Genomic DNA, 13,846 nt, shown 5'->3' with positions numbered 1-13,846 from the left:
GCTGGCATGACGCCATATTAGGCACATTGTGCCTAATTAACAATAGGCACAATGTGCCGCTTATCCGAATACATTCCCTCTAGCGACCCTGGGACAGAACAGCCAGGAGGACGTCCAGGACCGCATCGCGGGCGCTTGGCTTGAGCTGGCCGTTTCTGAGGACCGGCAGATACGGGCGCGCCGGGATTGTCACCTTACGGCCTCGCCCAGCCTGACCGCCCAACTGCTGGATAGCTGCGTAGCTCAGATTGGAGCCGATCTGCGCCTGGTCACGGTCGGCGCGGGTGGTGATCGAGCGCGCCAGGGCGTTGGTGACCTGGAGAATTGGATGCGCGCCGCGCCCCTTCGCCGCTCGCGCTGCAACGGTAACGGGGCTCAACTGGGGCCATCCCGGCCCCTCGTCCATGAATGCAAACTCCGTCTCGGCCAGCAGCTCAGCAGCGATGCCGCGCATCAGCGGCAGGGTGTCGGTTACAGCCGCGTAGAGCGCCGCCAGGCGCTCTTGGACCTCGCGGTCCACCAGCTCCAGCTCGATGCGATTGGCCATTAGCGAACCCTCCTGTAACGGCCCAGGGCGAGCCCGTCGTCGATGCTTTCCATCGTCACCTCTGTAACCTGGCTGATGTTCTCCATTTGGCCCGGCCCATAGACGCCACCGCGCAGCCGAACCGCCAGGGTCGAGTCGCCGTCCTGGACGACATAGACCAGCGACTCGCTGCCACGCTCCCACAGCACCATGGCGGGCTGGGCCAGGCGCTGCGGCAGGTTCGCCAGCTGCTCGCGAGCGACCGGGCTGTTACGGATCACGGTGTCGCTGGCCGATACCACGCCAGCCTGGAGCTGGGCACCCTGGGCAGCCGCGTAGGTGATGTCGGTCGGATCGAGGACGCCGACCGACATCGTCTGTCCCTGGGGCGACGTGGAGCGGTCCACAAACGCCTTCCAGGCGCGCTGGCGTACCGGGTCCAGGAGCACGTCCTGGACCTCGCCGAGGGCGGCAGGCGCTCCCAGGGTGCGCTCGGCCTTGTTGTACAGCACCTGGTCCATCAGGGCGCTCTGTATCGGGCTGCCGTCGAACCCGGCATCGGGGCGAAATTGGATCTTCCGACCGGCCCGGTCGGTCGTTTCCAGGGTGGTCAAGGTCTGCTCCCGAATCTCCCCTGTCCGCTTGTCTACGCCCGTCTCGACGGTCACCTGGCCGGTCTTGCCGGCGCTGGACTCGACCGTCAGACCCCGGCGACGCACAGCGGCCGCCGTCAACGGAACGATTCGGCAGCGGCAGTTGTAGCCATTCGGCGGCATGATGTGCTGCCAGATCGGGTCGTCCCAGCGGTACACCTTGCCATGTAGCGCCGCATGGCTGGGCCGGGTGACGCTGTCCATGACGGCCACATACATCCAGTAGGGGTGGGTTTCCCTGGCCTCGTATGCGGCGGCATAGCGCCCGGCCATGTAGGCCGACTGCATGTTGGTCTGATAGATGGTTTCCAGCCGGCGCGGGCTGCCGAGCTGGGCGACCTCGGCGCCGCCGTCCGGCGCAACCACAATCTGGCGTCCCCACCAGCCCTTGGCCTCCAGGATCGGCCGCAGGTTGCGCTGGAAGTCGCGCAGCGTTCCGCCACGTTCCAGGTTATCGACCAGTGCGTCGCGGATGTCCTGGAGCACGTCCAGGCGTGCCGCCTTGGCCACCGTCAGCGCTCGGGCATGGGTGGCCGCGTCAACATCGTGCCAGTTCCAGGTGATCGAGAAGCCTTTGCGCTCCAGGTACTCGATGGCGGCCTCCGGCCGCATGGCGAAGATGGCCCGCAGATCGGCCTCGGTTGGCGTTGCCATCAGTCGATCCGATCCAGCGTGCCGTTGAGCCGGCCCCAGGTGTCGGCCACGAACAGTAACCGATGGAGGGCATCCGCCAGGGCGCTGTCGTCCATATCCGGGAATGCCTCGGCCAGGGCGCCGAGCAGCTCGGCCTCGCTACCTCCGCGGCTGATCACATCCAGGAGCGGCGCGACCAGGCTATCGGCCTGGTTTTGCATGTCCTGGGCCGGCAGGCTGGCCAGCACCTGGTCCAGCGCTTCCTGATCGCGGTAGCGTGGTCCGATCACCTGGGCCAGCGCAGCGATGCGAGGACCAGGGCGCCGGCTCAGCTGGGCGATACCTGCGCCGACCTGATCGACCAGGACCGCCTCGCCATTGGCTGGCAGCGGGATTCCCAGCTGCTCCTGGACCCAGTTGACCGGCACCTGGACGCCCAGCTTGACCAGGGGCGGTAATGACGTTGCCATGGCGGCCAGGTCGGCCCGGTCCTTGAGGTCGAACACCAGGCGGGGGGCGCGGCGTGCGTCGAGGTTGCCGGAGCGATTGAGGACCAGGAGGGGCCAGAGTAGGTCGCGACTCAGCGTCGCGGCGAGCTGGCGGGCATCCGCCGCCAGAAGGTCATGGCGCACCTCGTTATGGACCTGTCCCAGGGCGTAGGCGCCGCCGCCCGACTCGCTGGTCTGGCTGGTGAGCGTGCCGCCCAGGATCGCCTTTGACATCGAGTCATCGCACCAGCGCATCATGGCCATGAACGGCTCGGCCGAGCCTTTCGACGCTTCCTGGAAGTCGATAGACATACTCTCGGGGATGATGCCCGCTGCGGCATGGCCGAGGCCGGTCACGGCTCGCAGCAGGGTTACCTTCTCTTCGTCGGGCGTGCCGGGCGGGTACTTCCCGAGCCGGATCGGCAGACCGTAGATTTCGAGCATTTCCGCCAGGTCGGCCGTGGAGTAGTGCTTGAACAGGTATGGCCAGGCCACGACCCGGAACAGCCCGCTACGCGCCACGTATCCCGAGCGCGAACGCGGCTTGTGCATGATCCAGCCGAACGGCTGGAGTACCTCGCCCGCGATGCTGTTATCGCGCAAGCGCAGCTCGTCCTGGTCGTCCGGGTTCAGTTGAAACCAGCTCTGCGGCCGGTGGTCGAAGGCCTGCGGCAACCACTCCCGCCCCTGAAGCGACCAGTCCAGCTCGATAGCGCTATAGCCGTGGCCGACGCCGTCCATGCAATCGAGCATGAGGTCTTCAATGCCCTCCAGGTCGAGCAGCAGCTCGTGGAGATACTCCGCGTCGGCCTTCTCTGCCGCCGAGGCGTTGCGCGGCGGCTCGATGGTCCAGTCCAGGCCGAGGACAGCGCGCTTGCGCTTGCTCATTTCGGCGAACAGGTGGGCGTCGCGTTCCTCCATGTCCATGAACAGCTCGGCCTGAGCCTGGAGTTGACCCTGCTCGGCCTCGATCAAGATGCGAGCCAACTTGGCTGGGGTCAGCCCCTTGGCCGGGTGGTTGGCGAACTCTTTGGCCAGGCCCGCCAGGTGCGCGGTCTGCTGCTTGCGCAGCTGCTGGGTTCGCAGGGGGTTGCCGTAAATATCCACGATGGTGGCCATCGTTGCGTCTCCTACCAGTCGCCGCCCATGCGGCCACCTACGTCAAATGAATCGTCAAATCCACCAGAGCTGGCGGTCCCTTGCCGGCCTACCAGGGCGAACTCCATGGAAGCGAAACCGGTTGTCGCGAGCATCCAGAGCATGTGCAGGGCGTCGGGGCCATCGTCGTGGTCTGCGGCCGGGAAGTGGCGCAGCTGTTGTTCCAGGACGGTCTGGCTTGGATGCAGACGGATTAGGCCGTTGGCCATGTGCGGCTGGAGACTTTCGATGCGCAGCAGCTTGTCGGCGTGCGGGGTGATCGCTCGGGCAGGTACTGGGCAGCCCGCCTTGGCCGAGCGCTTCACCAGCTCGGTGCGCAGGAACTCCTGGAACTGGACCGCCTCAACGCCCCAGACCAGGCAGCGATAGGCCCGCTGCATGGCGATGATGTCCTCGATGATCTTGTCCGGCAGGCGCTTGCGGATACCGGCCTCGACCACGTCCAGGACGCCTGTTTCCCGATTGAACCCACCCACCAGGATGGCGCTGGGGTCGCGGCTGGAACCTTGCTTGCCAAGGGACGGGTCACACGCGCCGTAGAACATCCACTGCGCCAGGCGGTTGACCCAGAACGTGATGCAGGCGGCGAACGGGGCGTTCTCGCCCTGGACTGGGTCGTTCTGCTGTTCCGAGTCGAACGCCGAGTGCCCATCGCGGGCACGTTTCACCATGAGCTTGTAGAGGGGCTGCCCATCCGGCCAGCAGATGATCGCGCCGTCCTCCATGGCGGCGGCGCGCTCCTGGTAGAACTCCAGGGCGGCGGCCCCTTCGTCGTCCGAGTTGAGCAGAAGCTCTTCCCACGTCTCCCACAGGTCCATGCGGTGCGGCCATTCGATGATCGCCTTGAACTTGCGCCGCTTCCACAGTGGGTTTTTCAGCAGGCGCGACAGGACCGAGTCGTAGTGAAGGATGGTGCCGATGATGATCACGTCCATGGTGTCGTCGGCCGAGCCGAGGGACAGAACGGTCTTCTTCAGCCAGTTTTCCAGCTTGTCGCGCTGCTCCGGGCTGCGGACGTTCTCGTCGTTCTCCAGGTCGTCGCCGATCACCAGGTCAGGACGATGCGGGCCGTGTCGAAGACCGCGCATCCGCTTGCCGGAGCCGAAGACCTGGACCTTGGCATCGTTCGCCGTAACGATGGTGCCGACTTGCCAGACGCGGCCCTTGCCGGCGCCCTGGGGGAAGTCCATGGCCAGGCGCGGGTTGAACTCCAGCTCCGCCTTGATCGCCTCCAACATCGTGGCGGCCTGTTCGAAGGCATCCATGATGATCAGGGGGTAATGCTTGCGGCCGGTGAGTACGCACCAGATCACGAATATCTGGCTCACCAGGGTGGACTTGGCATTACCACGCGGTGCTGCAATGGCTTCGTGCTGGCCGTCCGGGTGGTCCACCAGCTCGGGCAACCGCTTGTAGAGGTAGTCGTGGAGCAGCGCGTTACCGCGCTTCACGTAGTGCGGGAAGTAGGTCCGGGCGAAATACTCATAGTCCGCGCTGGCCCGTTCACGCCGGGCGGCGCTGGCCTTCGGGTCGGGGTCGAAACCTGCGACCTCGGCCTCGATCTGGCGGCGGAACTCCCCCGCAAGCTGGGCAATATCCGCCAGGAAGTCTCTGGTGTTACCCTTCATGGGTCGATTTCTCCCCAGAAGGAACCTGGTCATGATGGACTGGATTGCTGGTGCCTACGGCGGCATCAAGGCGGCCACGGATATTACGCAAGGCATGCTTACGTTGAAGACGGACGCTGCTGTAACTTCCAAGGTTGTTGAACTCAACGGCGTTCTTCTTGGGCTCCAAGGGCAGTTGAACGCAGCCCATGCAGAACATACAGGCCTTACGGCCCGCATACGGGAACTTGAGGCGGAAATAGCCAAGTACATTCGATGGGAAGAGGAGAGTGCCCGATATACCCTCACCGCCACCGAGTTTGGGACATTTATTTACCGTATTAAGCCAGAGTGCCAAGGGGACGAACCTGCTCACTCTCTTTGTGTTAAATGTTTCAATGAGGGAGTTAAAAGTGTTTTGCAACGGCATAACTCCATTTACGTAAACTGTCCCCGTTGTGGAACTAAACTTCAGATAAGGCCATCCGCCCCCCTCAAACCGAGACCTAGTCGTAGGCTGTTCTAAGTTCATTTAATTTCTCTCGCAAGTAACTCCCCAAACGGCTCCAGTACCTCGGCAAAGGCGTGGGCGTGCTGCGGAAACCGCTCACGGATGAAGCTGGCCAGGCGCTGGAGCACCTCCATAGCGGTGGCCAGTGCTGATGTTTCGGGCAGAACACGCTTGGACGCGCTGACCGTCTTGTTGTAGGCATCGGCCAGGCTGGCGAGCAGCTGCACCTTCACGGCGGGCTTGATGTCCGCGTCTACCTGGATGGCTTCCATCGTGGCCTGGAACTGAGTCACCAGGCCGGCCAGCACCTGGCGCGCCACGTCTTCCAGTCCGCCACCGGCTAGCAACTGCGCCGATTGCGCCTTGTCCCAGTCGTCCCCCTCGGCTTCCGCCTGCTGTTTCCAGCGGCGAGCGGTGCCATAGGAGACGCCGAACATGGCGGCCGCGACCTCCAGGGATTGCCGGTCGAGGACATAGGCGCGGCGCAGGGCGTCGCGGGTTTCCTTCGGGTGCGCCATGGACTACCTCAGATGCCGAGCTTGATACGCGCCGCGAGCAGGCCGCAGGCAACCAGGCCACCCGCCAGCGCGCCGGCCGCCGAGCCGTACAGCACGGCCTTACGCTCGATCTGCGGGAATCGGTCCTCGAAGCGCTCCAGGCGGCCGTCGATGCGTTGCAGCAGTTCGAACTCGGGAGAGGCTTTCTTTTCGGTCATCGGATCAGTCCTTTTGAAGGTGCCGCACGGTGTCCCAGTGCAGTCCGGCGCAGAGGCCGTATTGGTCGTAGAGTTGTTTGAGGGCAATTGCGGTGGCATCGGGGCTGTCATCAGTCACCGCCACCGGGGTCGGGCACGGTTGAGCCAAGGCCGCCGGTAGTGGCCTTGGCGGCACGTTGACGGGCGGTTTCGAGCTGCTGCATGACGCCAGCAGGAAAGCGGCAGGCAGCGCGATCAGCAGCGGTTTCGGCCAGGGCATGGCGAAGCTCCCGAGTAGTTTGTTGGTCGCTGTCGGCCCGCTGGGCCAGGCGCTGGAAAAGAGCCGCGCTGGTGTCCTGGACCGCCTTCAGTTGTGTCGCCGATTGCTCCAGGACGTCGCGGTAGGCTCGGGTCTGTGCGTCGGCGCAGGCGGCGCGCCCATCGGACAGACCAGCCTCGCGACCGCCCCACCAGCCGGCCGTCCAGACCATCACCAGGAGCACAAAGACAATCAGGCCGACGCGCCAGGTCATGGCGATTTCTCGACGCTGAGCTGGACCTGGTAGGACGCAACGGTCTGCATGAAGCCGTAGGCGAACGCCCCTCCCAGGCCATAGGCGAGGCCTGCGGCACCGATTGCCATGAAGACCAGAACCACGACGCGGGCCAGCAGGTCGCGGAGATAGAGGCGTATCCAGAGCCATCGGTTGGCCGGGTCTTCACGGCAGATCGCGAACAGATCGCTGAGGCTGATTCCGCTGGGGCGTTGCATCACAGCACCTCCCGCACGGCCTGGGCGATCTGCTCGGCGCTGTAGGGCTGCTGCCCGTTTTCCTGGTGAATGATGGCGGTCACCAGGGCGACCAGGGTGGCCTGGTCCAGGTGCAGGCTGGCCTGCGGCGGAACTCCCATTGCTCGGGCCACGGCCGAGGCATACGCGCGGGTGTTGTTCTCGTTCGACGGCGCCCAGCGTGCGATCAGCGATTCGACGGTGCGCAGGCCATAGACCTTGCGGTAGTTCAGCAGCAGCTTGGCCAATGCGCGGGTGCCGTTATGCGCCGTGTCGAAACGACAGAAGCGCGGCTCGATCTGCGGGTCGTGGGGGAGTTGGCCCTGCCAGTTGTTGCGTGCCGACCAGACGATGTTGCCGGGGTTGTTGTTGCGGATGCCGCGAGGTTGAAGGGCCATCAGGTGTTCTCCAGTTTGCGTTTTACCCACTGGGCGAACGCGCCCAGCCATGAATCGCCGTCCCGCTCAAACAGGCGCAGGGCCGCCCCGATCAGCCACCAGGCGGGCAGACCGGCAATCACCAGGAGCGGAGCGGAAACGAACAGCAGGCCGACTGCCGGCTCTAACTGGTAGAGCCCGGCCACCACCTGGGCGGACTCGAACAGCTCGGGGCGGTTGGAGTGCAGGTAAACGACCAGGATCGGGCCGAAGACGCTGGACGCGACGATGGTGCAGAACAGCCGGGCAAACCCCTCTTTCATGGTCCTGGGCCACAGGACCAGGAAGCCCAGGGCGGCTGCCAGGGCGCCCGCGCTGATATGGATGCCAAACATTTTCAGCAGCGCGGCGCTGCCGGCCGAGGTGGATGCGGGATCAGGCATTTGGTGCTTCCGTTGCGAGCGCTGCCCGAATTGCGGATAGGTGCGCATTGCCTACCTCCGGGGCGGACTTGGTGTAATTGGATATGCGGAAATCGGTGTCGGTGACGCGGGGAGCAGCAGGCGGGCCGCGCCGGATCGACTCGGCGCGGTTGTCCATCATCTGGCGATACGCCTTGACCTTCGCGAAGGCGTCCTCGACGTGCGCCCGAACAAGCGGCTGCCAGTTGACCGGGCAGGCTGCCAGCAGAGCGTTACGACGCTCGCGGCTGGGCTCGGCCAGGATGGCGGCGGCGTAGTCGCGGGGGCTGCGTAGAGACGTTGGGGGGCTAGATGTGCTCATGCCGCCATCGTGGCGGCGAGTGCGACGCGGGATTAGCGGAAGGGGTTCAACGGCTGAGACAGGATCGGCGCGGAGACGCCGGCCGGGGCGTTGCGCCCCGGCTTAGTGGAACAGGGTGGATTGCTGCGGTGCCGGCTCGCTCGGCCGGTTGACAATCTCCCATATCCAGCGGTCGGATAGGTTGTACTGGCGGGCTAGATCGCTGAGCAGGCTACGGGCGGTTTGCCCATCACGCAAGCCCTGTTCGAAGCGCTCGACGATCTCCAGGTCGCGCCACCGTACCAGCGCCTTGTGGCAGCGAGCCACGTAAATTTCTTCGCCCCGATAGTGCGTATGGAGCTGCTCCTCGATGTCGCTGCCCACCAGCTCGGCCAGCGCAGCCCGGCGCGCTTCGCCCCTCCGCGCCCGGCCCTCGGCTATCCGCCAGGACGTGCCGCCGAGCTGCTCGACTACTACCAGCGTGGCCGGCAGGCCGATGCGTCCGGCCATGTCGCGGACGGTATCCGGCAGCATGTCCTGGACCTCCCGAAGATCGACTTCAGACCTACTCATGGCGGCTCCTGTCAATGATAAGCGCCTGCATCAGCCGGTAGAGCTGGCTGTCGTCCAGCCACTCGACCCGCTCGACCTGGAACATGCGCCGGGCCATGTGGTCGGCGTAGCTCCAGGGGCGATGGGCGCTGGCCAGCAGTGCGGTGATTTTGCGCAGCACGGTTTGCCGGTTTTGCGGAACTTTTGGCGTCTCCCGGCCTTGCCGGTTGCTCTTCGGTTTCCAGCCCAGGCGCTGGAACTCGGCCAGCACCTTGCCCACTTGGCGCGGCCCCAAGTCCTTGGCAGAGCGCACGCCCGCGACGCGGGCCAACAATGCGCGATAGGTGTCATCGTCCATGCCGAGCTGGGTCTTGGCGATGTGGATTTTTGCGAGGTTGACGGCGCGTAGGCTCATCGCTTTGTCCTCTCTGGATGGCTTCTCTTTTGGATCAATTCGGCAAAACGTGACGCGTCACGCTCAGCAATTTCGGCAACGTTGTGTAGGAGCAAGGTGACCGCCTCGGCCGGCTCGGCGAAGCCACCGGCCGCGCAGATCAGATCGAGTGCATCAGCCGTTCCCTGGTACATGTCCATGTTGAAGCGGCGGCCGCCCAGCGCAGCGCGGCGCAGGGCATCGCGCTCGCGCTTCGCCCGTTGGCGTTCCCGTGCCATCCGGCGCCGACGTTCGGCTTTGGTTTCGGTCGTCATCGCCGGACGCGCTCAGGTCAAGGCCAGCGGAGCCGATCCGCCGACACCATGGTTGAGCTGGACGCCATCAGCCGCAGCGATGCCTTTGGCTACGTCGCCCAGGTCGCGGTTGCTGAGCGGGCCTTTCTTGCTGCGGTCGGTGCATTGCCCGGTGGTCAGGTCGGGGTGGTGCTTCACCATGTACGCCTCGGCTGCCAGCGACGGCTGCGCACTCCCGGCGAACTGATTGACCTGCTTACGCACCGACCACACCCAGGCGTCGCAGAACAGGTCGCCACGCTTGGTTTTGGTGGAGGCCTTGCAGCGCTTAAGCTCGGTGGCGATGTAGTCGCGGCGGGCCTTGCGCACCTGGCGCAGCAGGATCGCCATGGTGTAGCTGGCCACCTCGGCCATTTCGCCCACGAAGCGCCATTGGCCGATGCCAGCCGCGAAGAACAGCTTGCAGGAGTATGCCTTCGCGACGGTGCCGCCGAGATTAGCTTCCCACTGCGCGGGCTTCAGTTTGGAGCCGCTACCGGTGCCGTGTTCGGTGACGTCAGCCAGAGCAATATCGCTCTCGCCAATGCCGTGTTTCTCCATCATCGCCCGCGCCTGGCGCATGGCGGCCGCCGCTTCGTGTGGGTTGCTGCTGCCTGCTAGGCGAAGCAGTTTCTTGATTTTTTCCAGGGCTTTGTTGGGTTCCATGTATTCCTCGGCTGCTCGTCAGTACCGGACCACCACGTCCGGCAGACCGTCCCGGCCAGGCCGGGGCGGTTTCGCGTCAATGGGTGCTCTTGCTGTGCTGCTGCTGATGGGGCGGAATCTTGTCCAAAGCCATTTCGAGGTTCAGGTGCTCATGCAGCAACTGGCCAAGACGAAGTGCGGGGGTCTGATGTACTGGGCCAAAGAGCAGCGGAAGACTGGTCGATTGGCGCACATCCAATGAAACGCCGTTCGGCGTGTCTTCCAGAATGAAAATCACCCTTGCCATATCACACCCCCAGCGCACGGAAGCCGGGCCGATCCTGCTGGCCCAGGGTCTGGATGTAGCGGGCGATGGAACCCAGGTTCTCGCGGTCGGTGGCGTCGGGGCTCACACCCGGCACGCGCCGGGCGACTTTCTGGCCCACCTGGTGCGGCTCAGCGGTTGCAAAGACCGCCGCCCGCACGCTGGCCAGCTCGCCCACGGCAAGGGCGAAATAGCCCTCGCCTGGGTGCTCTTCCCGCAGCTCGATCAGGCCGTCGATGCGGCACATGGCGAACGTCTTGGTCATGATCAGAGCCCCTCCAGCAGCCGAATGGAATCGTGCGTGAGCTGGGCCGGAGACTTCCGGCGAGTGCGTGGTGTAGCTGGGGCCGGCTCGGCCTGCGGCATGACCAATTGACTGGGGCGCACTACCGTCAACTCGACTTCCGGCGCTTCGCCGACGGTGTACTTGAACCCAGCTCCAGAGGCGTAGTCGGCCTGAACCTCTGCGGCTCGACTCATGATGTCTATCAGCTTGAGTGCATCAGCCTGGGGTAACAGGAAACGCTGATAGTCCAAGGTGACGATGCACAGCTGTTGCGCGCGGTTGCGGGCCATATCACACCCCCGCCATATCGAGGCTGATCTGCTGGTACTGGTCGCTGTCGCCGACCCGTTCATAGACGCGGATGTAGGCCTTGGAACCCACCGCCTGGCAGGCGTCGCCAATCGCATTCATGGCTCGCAGCCAGCGCTCGTCTTGGATGTCCAGGCGGCGCAGGGCGAGCACTCGGGCGGTACGGATTTCGCCCTTCGTGTCAGTGCGGAAAGCGTTGGTTACCAGGGTGACCACTTCGGGCCTGGCGCCCTGGGTCCAGTCGCGAAGGCATTCCTCGATCAGCTCGCGGGCGGCCTGGATACGCTCGTCGAACTGGATGGTTTCCTGGATCGCTTTCTTGATCATGTAGCGGCCATCGAAGCTCAGGAGGGAGACGTTCCCTTTCTTGCCTCCCAGCTTGGTGCCGTACTGCTCGACCGACAGATCGACGAAAGCGTCGATGTCGCCGAACGCGGAAGCCTTGAAGCGGGCCAGCTCGCTCTGGACTGCCTTGGCCTTGCCCACCAGCTCCATAACCAACTGGTCGCGGGCCAGGTCAACGGGCTTGATGGTGGCCTCCGGGATCAGGCGCTTTTGCCCGTCCATCCGGTAGCCCTCGGGGATATGTACGTCGTTCATGGGGTAGTCCTTTTCAGTGAATTACGGGGTTGCTGCCGGCGAAGTCGCGGTAGCTGATCGGTTCGCTCCAGGCCAGGGTGATGCCCTGGAAGCGGGTGATGTAACGAGTGCTGCCAGCCGAGGCGTCGCGCTGGAAGCCCATCAGGTAGCCTTTCTCCAGGAGCCGGCGGGCGTCATCTGCGGCGATGGTCACGCGCCCCTCTGTCGGCTCCAGGCGATGAAGGCGGACCCCCATGCGCTGGAGCAGCCGGGCGGCATCGTTGAAAGTGCGCAGGCTCAGGGCCAAGTCAGGCGTCAAGACTTTCAAGGGCAATGCGGTTCTCATGACCTCGTTCCTCTCGTTTCATGGGGGCGGTATGCGGGTTGCGTGGACAGGCGCGGCACGCTTTCCAGCAGCGCATCGCGACGGGGTTGTTCAGCGGCGCCGGCCGCTGGAGGTACTCGCTGCACTCGACCGAGGTCACCGCCTCGCCCAGGGCCGGGCACTCAATGCGGCTCAGCGCGGCCAGGACACGACGCTCGACGCGGATCGTCGAGGGCGACGGGTAGCGGTTGGCGAGGATGGTGCTGACGGTCGAACGGCTCATGCCGATTGCCTCGCCGGCCTTCGTCTGGCTGCTGCGGGCCACCTCGGCGGCCAGCAGCTGGACGAAGACAGGCGGACGCTCGCCCCAGGCCGACAGATCGATTGCGCGTTCCATCAGCACCCCCACTGCCAGGCAATGAGGCGGCGGATCGGCAGCAGGGCATCACCGACTAGGACCAGCAGCAGGCCGAGGGCCAGGAAGATGCCGATGGGGATCAGTGTTCGGCGCATGGCGGCACCTCCTGTTCTGATTTCTTGGAGCGACTCCGGTTGTGCTGGTACTCGCCGTGCGAACTCCACATGACCTGGTCAAGGTTCGGGTCGTAGACCTGGCGGCGCGTCTCGCGCTGGACGATGGGCGGCCGAGGGCCGGTGTAGCGGCCTGGCTTGAGGGCGTAATGGCGGCCGTTGCGGGTCAGGTATCCGGCGTTTTGGAGGTCGATGAAGTAGCGCTGAACGGTGCTGGGCGAGACGGTCGTGCCCGAGGCCGCCACCGATGCGGCGATCTGCTCCGGGGTCGCTGGACCGAGGATTCGCAACGTCCGCCAGACCGCCTCGGTGGTGTATCCCTGCTGGGATGGCTTGCCATCGGCGTTCAGGTTCGGTGCCTCGACGCCGTTGTCGCGGATCAGCTGAAACACGACCTCTTCGCCGCGCTTGAATCCACGGATCGCCTCGACGTAGCCGCCCAGGCGAAGGCAGGCGACATACTTCTCGACGGTCTTGTCGTGCTGGTTGGAGCGGCGCGCCACGCGGTAGACGGTGAACTCTTCGCGGTTGGCCCGGATGACTTCCCACATCTGCTGGCGGGGGCTCTTGCCCCCGACCATGCAGAGGTGAGCCGGGTTCTTGCCGAGGCTCATTTCGAAGTCCTCGGGCTCGGGGCCGCACCGGTGTACAGCTCCAGGTTTAGGCGCTGGAGGTCGGCCAGTTCCAGCTCGCGCCGGCCCTGAACGGTGGCGGCCTCGGCCAACTGCTCCAGGTTCACCGCGACGCGACGGACAGAGCCCAGGGACTTCTTCACCAGGTGCGCGAGCAGATCGTCAGCGATAGCCACTCCGGGGCTGTAGACCGGCGCCAGGTTGCGGGCGTCCTCCAGAGACACTGGCTGGGCCGGAACCCAGCTCAGCACGCGGCCATGGAAGCGTTCGAACTTCTTCAGCTTGGTCGGCAGCATTTCCTCGCCGATCAGCAAGATGGAGGCTTGGCTGGACTCGTACAGATCACGAATCAGCTCGACCTGGCCAGCGGCGACCAGGTGGTCCATTTCGTCGATGATCAGCGGGCGGCCGCTGGCGGCCAGTTCCTCGGCGATCTGGTCGGCCATTTCCGGGATGGTCCCGGCCGGCTTGATGCCCATTTCACCCAGGATCGACTTCAGCGTGTGCTTGCGGGTCCAGACGCTTTTGGCCTGGACGTAGTAGGCGCGGCGGCGATTGGCGACCCAGGCGGCCGAAACGGATTTGCCGAAGCCGGACGGGCCGTAGAAGCAGACCAGGCCGGGCAACGTGGAGGTACGCGACAGCGCTTTCTCCAGGGCGATATCGCAAAGGGCGATGTTGGCGATGTCGGCCATGCCATTGGCCAGTTGGGTGGTTTTCGGGGTGGTCATGAATAC

At 64.8% G+C, this 13,846-nt stretch carries 23 protein-coding genes and 1 other RNA gene; all 24 read right to left on the bottom strand.

All coding sequences use genetic code 11. The features are described from left to right. Positions 1 to 79 precede the first annotated feature (79 nt). The 24 genes from FHW81_RS01690 to FHW81_RS01575 all read right to left on the bottom strand — a co-directional run bounded on the left by FHW81_RS01690 (position 80) and on the right by FHW81_RS01575 (position 13,840). Positions 80 to 547, bottom strand: a complete 468-nt coding sequence (locus FHW81_RS01690; protein ID WP_033997460.1) for a phage virion morphogenesis protein — start codon at positions 545 to 547, stop codon at positions 80 to 82. After that, entirely contained in the window at positions 547 to 1,833 is a 1,287-nt protein-coding gene (locus FHW81_RS01685; RefSeq protein WP_034032645.1) for a phage minor head protein, read from the bottom strand. Before FHW81_RS01685 ends, FHW81_RS01690 begins: the two co-directional genes overlap by 1 nt. After that, positions 1,833 to 3,419: a DUF935 domain-containing protein gene (locus tag FHW81_RS01680; protein WP_034032644.1), complete on the bottom strand. Its 1,587-nt coding sequence runs from the start codon at positions 3,417 to 3,419 to the stop codon at positions 1,833 to 1,835. Before FHW81_RS01680 ends, FHW81_RS01685 begins: the two co-directional genes overlap by 1 nt. 11 nt (positions 3,420 to 3,430) lie before the next feature. Then, on the bottom strand, positions 3,431 to 5,086 hold the full coding sequence (terL, locus tag FHW81_RS01675; protein ID WP_429476547.1) for a phage terminase large subunit: 1,656 nt from the start codon (positions 5,084 to 5,086) through the stop codon (positions 3,431 to 3,433). A 507-nt stretch (positions 5,087 to 5,593) separates the two neighbouring features. Beyond that, on the bottom strand, positions 5,594 to 6,094 hold the full coding sequence (locus FHW81_RS01670) for a DUF1804 family protein (protein ID WP_031806168.1): 501 nt from the start codon (positions 6,092 to 6,094) through the stop codon (positions 5,594 to 5,596). An 8-nt stretch (positions 6,095 to 6,102) separates the two neighbouring features. After that, positions 6,103 to 6,291 carry a hypothetical protein gene (locus FHW81_RS01665; protein ID WP_003094538.1) on the bottom strand — a complete coding sequence of 63 codons (189 nt, stop codon included), beginning with the start codon at positions 6,289 to 6,291 and terminating at the stop codon, positions 6,103 to 6,105. A 110-nt stretch (positions 6,292 to 6,401) separates the two neighbouring features. Next, entirely contained in the window at positions 6,402 to 6,803 is a 402-nt protein-coding gene (locus FHW81_RS01660; RefSeq protein ID WP_031643715.1) for a hypothetical protein, read from the bottom strand. Next, positions 6,800 to 7,042, bottom strand: a complete 243-nt coding sequence (locus FHW81_RS01655) for a hypothetical protein (RefSeq protein ID WP_003094532.1) — start codon at positions 7,040 to 7,042, stop codon at positions 6,800 to 6,802. The genes FHW81_RS01660 and FHW81_RS01655 overlap by 4 nt, the downstream gene beginning before the upstream one ends. Then, a complete protein-coding gene (locus FHW81_RS01650) occupies positions 7,042 to 7,458 on the bottom strand; it encodes a structural protein (RefSeq protein ID WP_003094530.1) in 417 nt (138 codons plus the stop codon). The genes FHW81_RS01655 and FHW81_RS01650 overlap by 1 nt, the downstream gene beginning before the upstream one ends. Further along, entirely contained in the window at positions 7,458 to 7,880 is a 423-nt protein-coding gene (locus FHW81_RS01645; protein ID WP_003137288.1) for a hypothetical protein, read from the bottom strand. The genes FHW81_RS01650 and FHW81_RS01645 overlap by 1 nt, the downstream gene beginning before the upstream one ends. Next, positions 7,873 to 8,220: a hypothetical protein gene (locus tag FHW81_RS01640; protein WP_134288015.1), complete on the bottom strand. Its 348-nt coding sequence runs from the start codon at positions 8,218 to 8,220 to the stop codon at positions 7,873 to 7,875. The genes FHW81_RS01645 and FHW81_RS01640 overlap by 8 nt, the downstream gene beginning before the upstream one ends. Positions 8,221 to 8,322: 102 nt before the next feature. Continuing rightward, positions 8,323 to 8,772, bottom strand: coding sequence for a Mor transcription activator family protein (locus FHW81_RS01635; protein ID WP_031806171.1), 450 nt, complete (start codon positions 8,770 to 8,772; stop codon positions 8,323 to 8,325). After that, the gene (locus FHW81_RS01630) at positions 8,765 to 9,166 is read right to left on the bottom strand and encodes a gp16 family protein (protein ID WP_134288014.1); all 402 of its coding nucleotides are present in this window, start codon (positions 9,164 to 9,166) and stop codon (positions 8,765 to 8,767) included. Before FHW81_RS01630 ends, FHW81_RS01635 begins: the two co-directional genes overlap by 8 nt. Then, positions 9,163 to 9,459 (bottom strand): hypothetical protein, encoded by a 297-nt coding sequence (locus tag FHW81_RS01625; protein WP_134288013.1) that lies wholly within the window; start codon positions 9,457 to 9,459, stop codon positions 9,163 to 9,165. Before FHW81_RS01625 ends, FHW81_RS01630 begins: the two co-directional genes overlap by 4 nt. A gap of 12 nt (positions 9,460 to 9,471) precedes the next feature. Next, complete coding sequence (locus tag FHW81_RS01620; protein ID WP_003094515.1) at positions 9,472 to 10,143, bottom strand: DUF7168 domain-containing protein; 672 nt, start codon at positions 10,141 to 10,143, stop codon at positions 9,472 to 9,474. Between the two features lie 5 nt (positions 10,144 to 10,148). After that, positions 10,149 to 10,220: hammerhead ribozyme type II (locus FHW81_RS01615), an RNA gene on the bottom strand. Beyond that, positions 10,220 to 10,429 carry a hypothetical protein gene (locus tag FHW81_RS01610; RefSeq protein ID WP_134288012.1) on the bottom strand — a complete coding sequence of 70 codons (210 nt, stop codon included), beginning with the start codon at positions 10,427 to 10,429 and terminating at the stop codon, positions 10,220 to 10,222. Before FHW81_RS01610 ends, FHW81_RS01615 begins: the two co-directional genes overlap by 1 nt. A gap of 1 nt (position 10,430) precedes the next feature. Further along, positions 10,431 to 10,712 (bottom strand): hypothetical protein, encoded by a 282-nt coding sequence (locus tag FHW81_RS01605; protein WP_003099423.1) that lies wholly within the window; start codon positions 10,710 to 10,712, stop codon positions 10,431 to 10,433. Positions 10,713 to 10,714: 2 nt separating this feature from the next. Next, positions 10,715 to 11,023: a hypothetical protein gene (locus tag FHW81_RS01600; RefSeq protein WP_134288011.1), complete on the bottom strand. Its 309-nt coding sequence runs from the start codon at positions 11,021 to 11,023 to the stop codon at positions 10,715 to 10,717. A 1-nt stretch (position 11,024) separates the two neighbouring features. Next, a complete protein-coding gene (locus FHW81_RS01595) occupies positions 11,025 to 11,642 on the bottom strand; it encodes a DUF3164 family protein (RefSeq protein ID WP_023107237.1) in 618 nt (205 codons plus the stop codon). A 13-nt stretch (positions 11,643 to 11,655) separates the two neighbouring features. After that, complete coding sequence (locus FHW81_RS01590; protein WP_134288009.1) at positions 11,656 to 11,967, bottom strand: hypothetical protein; 312 nt, start codon at positions 11,965 to 11,967, stop codon at positions 11,656 to 11,658. Continuing rightward, the gene (locus FHW81_RS01585) at positions 11,930 to 12,343 is read right to left on the bottom strand and encodes a hypothetical protein (RefSeq protein ID WP_134288008.1); all 414 of its coding nucleotides are present in this window, start codon (positions 12,341 to 12,343) and stop codon (positions 11,930 to 11,932) included. The genes FHW81_RS01590 and FHW81_RS01585 overlap by 38 nt, the downstream gene beginning before the upstream one ends. Positions 12,344 to 12,443: 100 nt before the next feature. Beyond that, on the bottom strand, positions 12,444 to 13,091 hold the full coding sequence (locus tag FHW81_RS01580) for a hypothetical protein (RefSeq protein WP_004365128.1): 648 nt from the start codon (positions 13,089 to 13,091) through the stop codon (positions 12,444 to 12,446). Beyond that, positions 13,088 to 13,840, bottom strand: a complete 753-nt coding sequence (locus FHW81_RS01575) for an AAA family ATPase (protein ID WP_023102198.1) — start codon at positions 13,838 to 13,840, stop codon at positions 13,088 to 13,090. The genes FHW81_RS01580 and FHW81_RS01575 overlap by 4 nt, the downstream gene beginning before the upstream one ends. Positions 13,841 to 13,846: the final 6 nt, after the last annotated feature.

This window comes from Pseudomonas sp. RC10-4-2 (assembly GCF_050433085.1).
In the GTDB taxonomy this organism is placed as follows: Bacteria; Pseudomonadota; Gammaproteobacteria; order Pseudomonadales; family Pseudomonadaceae; genus Pseudomonas; species Pseudomonas aeruginosa.
This window is presented reverse-complemented; position numbering and strand designations above follow the sequence as displayed.

Bases quoted from the DNA above. Each gene is read 5' to 3' on its own strand.
- FHW81_RS01690 (WP_033997460.1), bottom strand. From the start codon at position 547: ATGGCCAATCGCATCGAGCTGGAGCTGGTGGACCGCGAGGTCCAAGAG.
- FHW81_RS01685 (WP_034032645.1), bottom strand. From the start codon at position 1,833: ATGGCAACGCCAACCGAGGCCGATCTGCGGGCCATCTTCGCCATGCGG.
- FHW81_RS01680 (WP_034032644.1), bottom strand. From the start codon at position 3,419: ATGGCCACCATCGTGGATATTTACGGCAACCCCCTGCGAACCCAGCAG.
- terL (WP_429476547.1), bottom strand. From the start codon at position 5,086: ATGAAGGGTAACACCAGAGACTTCCTGGCGGATATTGCCCAGCTTGCG.
- FHW81_RS01670 (WP_031806168.1), bottom strand. From the start codon at position 6,094: ATGGCGCACCCGAAGGAAACCCGCGACGCCCTGCGCCGCGCCTATGTC.
- FHW81_RS01665 (WP_003094538.1), bottom strand. From the start codon at position 6,291: ATGACCGAAAAGAAAGCCTCTCCCGAGTTCGAACTGCTGCAACGCATC.
- FHW81_RS01660 (WP_031643715.1), bottom strand. From the start codon at position 6,803: ATGACCTGGCGCGTCGGCCTGATTGTCTTTGTGCTCCTGGTGATGGTC.
- FHW81_RS01655 (WP_003094532.1), bottom strand. From the start codon at position 7,042: ATGCAACGCCCCAGCGGAATCAGCCTCAGCGATCTGTTCGCGATCTGC.
- FHW81_RS01650 (WP_003094530.1), bottom strand. From the start codon at position 7,458: ATGGCCCTTCAACCTCGCGGCATCCGCAACAACAACCCCGGCAACATC.
- FHW81_RS01645 (WP_003137288.1), bottom strand. From the start codon at position 7,880: ATGCCTGATCCCGCATCCACCTCGGCCGGCAGCGCCGCGCTGCTGAAA.
- FHW81_RS01640 (WP_134288015.1), bottom strand. From the start codon at position 8,220: ATGAGCACATCTAGCCCCCCAACGTCTCTACGCAGCCCCCGCGACTAC.
- FHW81_RS01635 (WP_031806171.1), bottom strand. From the start codon at position 8,772: ATGAGTAGGTCTGAAGTCGATCTTCGGGAGGTCCAGGACATGCTGCCG.
- FHW81_RS01630 (WP_134288014.1), bottom strand. From the start codon at position 9,166: ATGAGCCTACGCGCCGTCAACCTCGCAAAAATCCACATCGCCAAGACC.
- FHW81_RS01625 (WP_134288013.1), bottom strand. From the start codon at position 9,459: ATGACGACCGAAACCAAAGCCGAACGTCGGCGCCGGATGGCACGGGAA.
- FHW81_RS01620 (WP_003094515.1), bottom strand. From the start codon at position 10,143: ATGGAACCCAACAAAGCCCTGGAAAAAATCAAGAAACTGCTTCGCCTA.
- FHW81_RS01610 (WP_134288012.1), bottom strand. From the start codon at position 10,429: ATGGCAAGGGTGATTTTCATTCTGGAAGACACGCCGAACGGCGTTTCA.
- FHW81_RS01605 (WP_003099423.1), bottom strand. From the start codon at position 10,712: ATGACCAAGACGTTCGCCATGTGCCGCATCGACGGCCTGATCGAGCTG.
- FHW81_RS01600 (WP_134288011.1), bottom strand. From the start codon at position 11,023: ATGGCCCGCAACCGCGCGCAACAGCTGTGCATCGTCACCTTGGACTAT.
- FHW81_RS01595 (WP_023107237.1), bottom strand. From the start codon at position 11,642: ATGAACGACGTACATATCCCCGAGGGCTACCGGATGGACGGGCAAAAG.
- FHW81_RS01590 (WP_134288009.1), bottom strand. From the start codon at position 11,967: ATGAGAACCGCATTGCCCTTGAAAGTCTTGACGCCTGACTTGGCCCTG.
- FHW81_RS01585 (WP_134288008.1), bottom strand. From the start codon at position 12,343: ATGGAACGCGCAATCGATCTGTCGGCCTGGGGCGAGCGTCCGCCTGTC.
- FHW81_RS01580 (WP_004365128.1), bottom strand. From the start codon at position 13,091: ATGAGCCTCGGCAAGAACCCGGCTCACCTCTGCATGGTCGGGGGCAAG.
- FHW81_RS01575 (WP_023102198.1), bottom strand. From the start codon at position 13,840: ATGACCACCCCGAAAACCACCCAACTGGCCAATGGCATGGCCGACATC.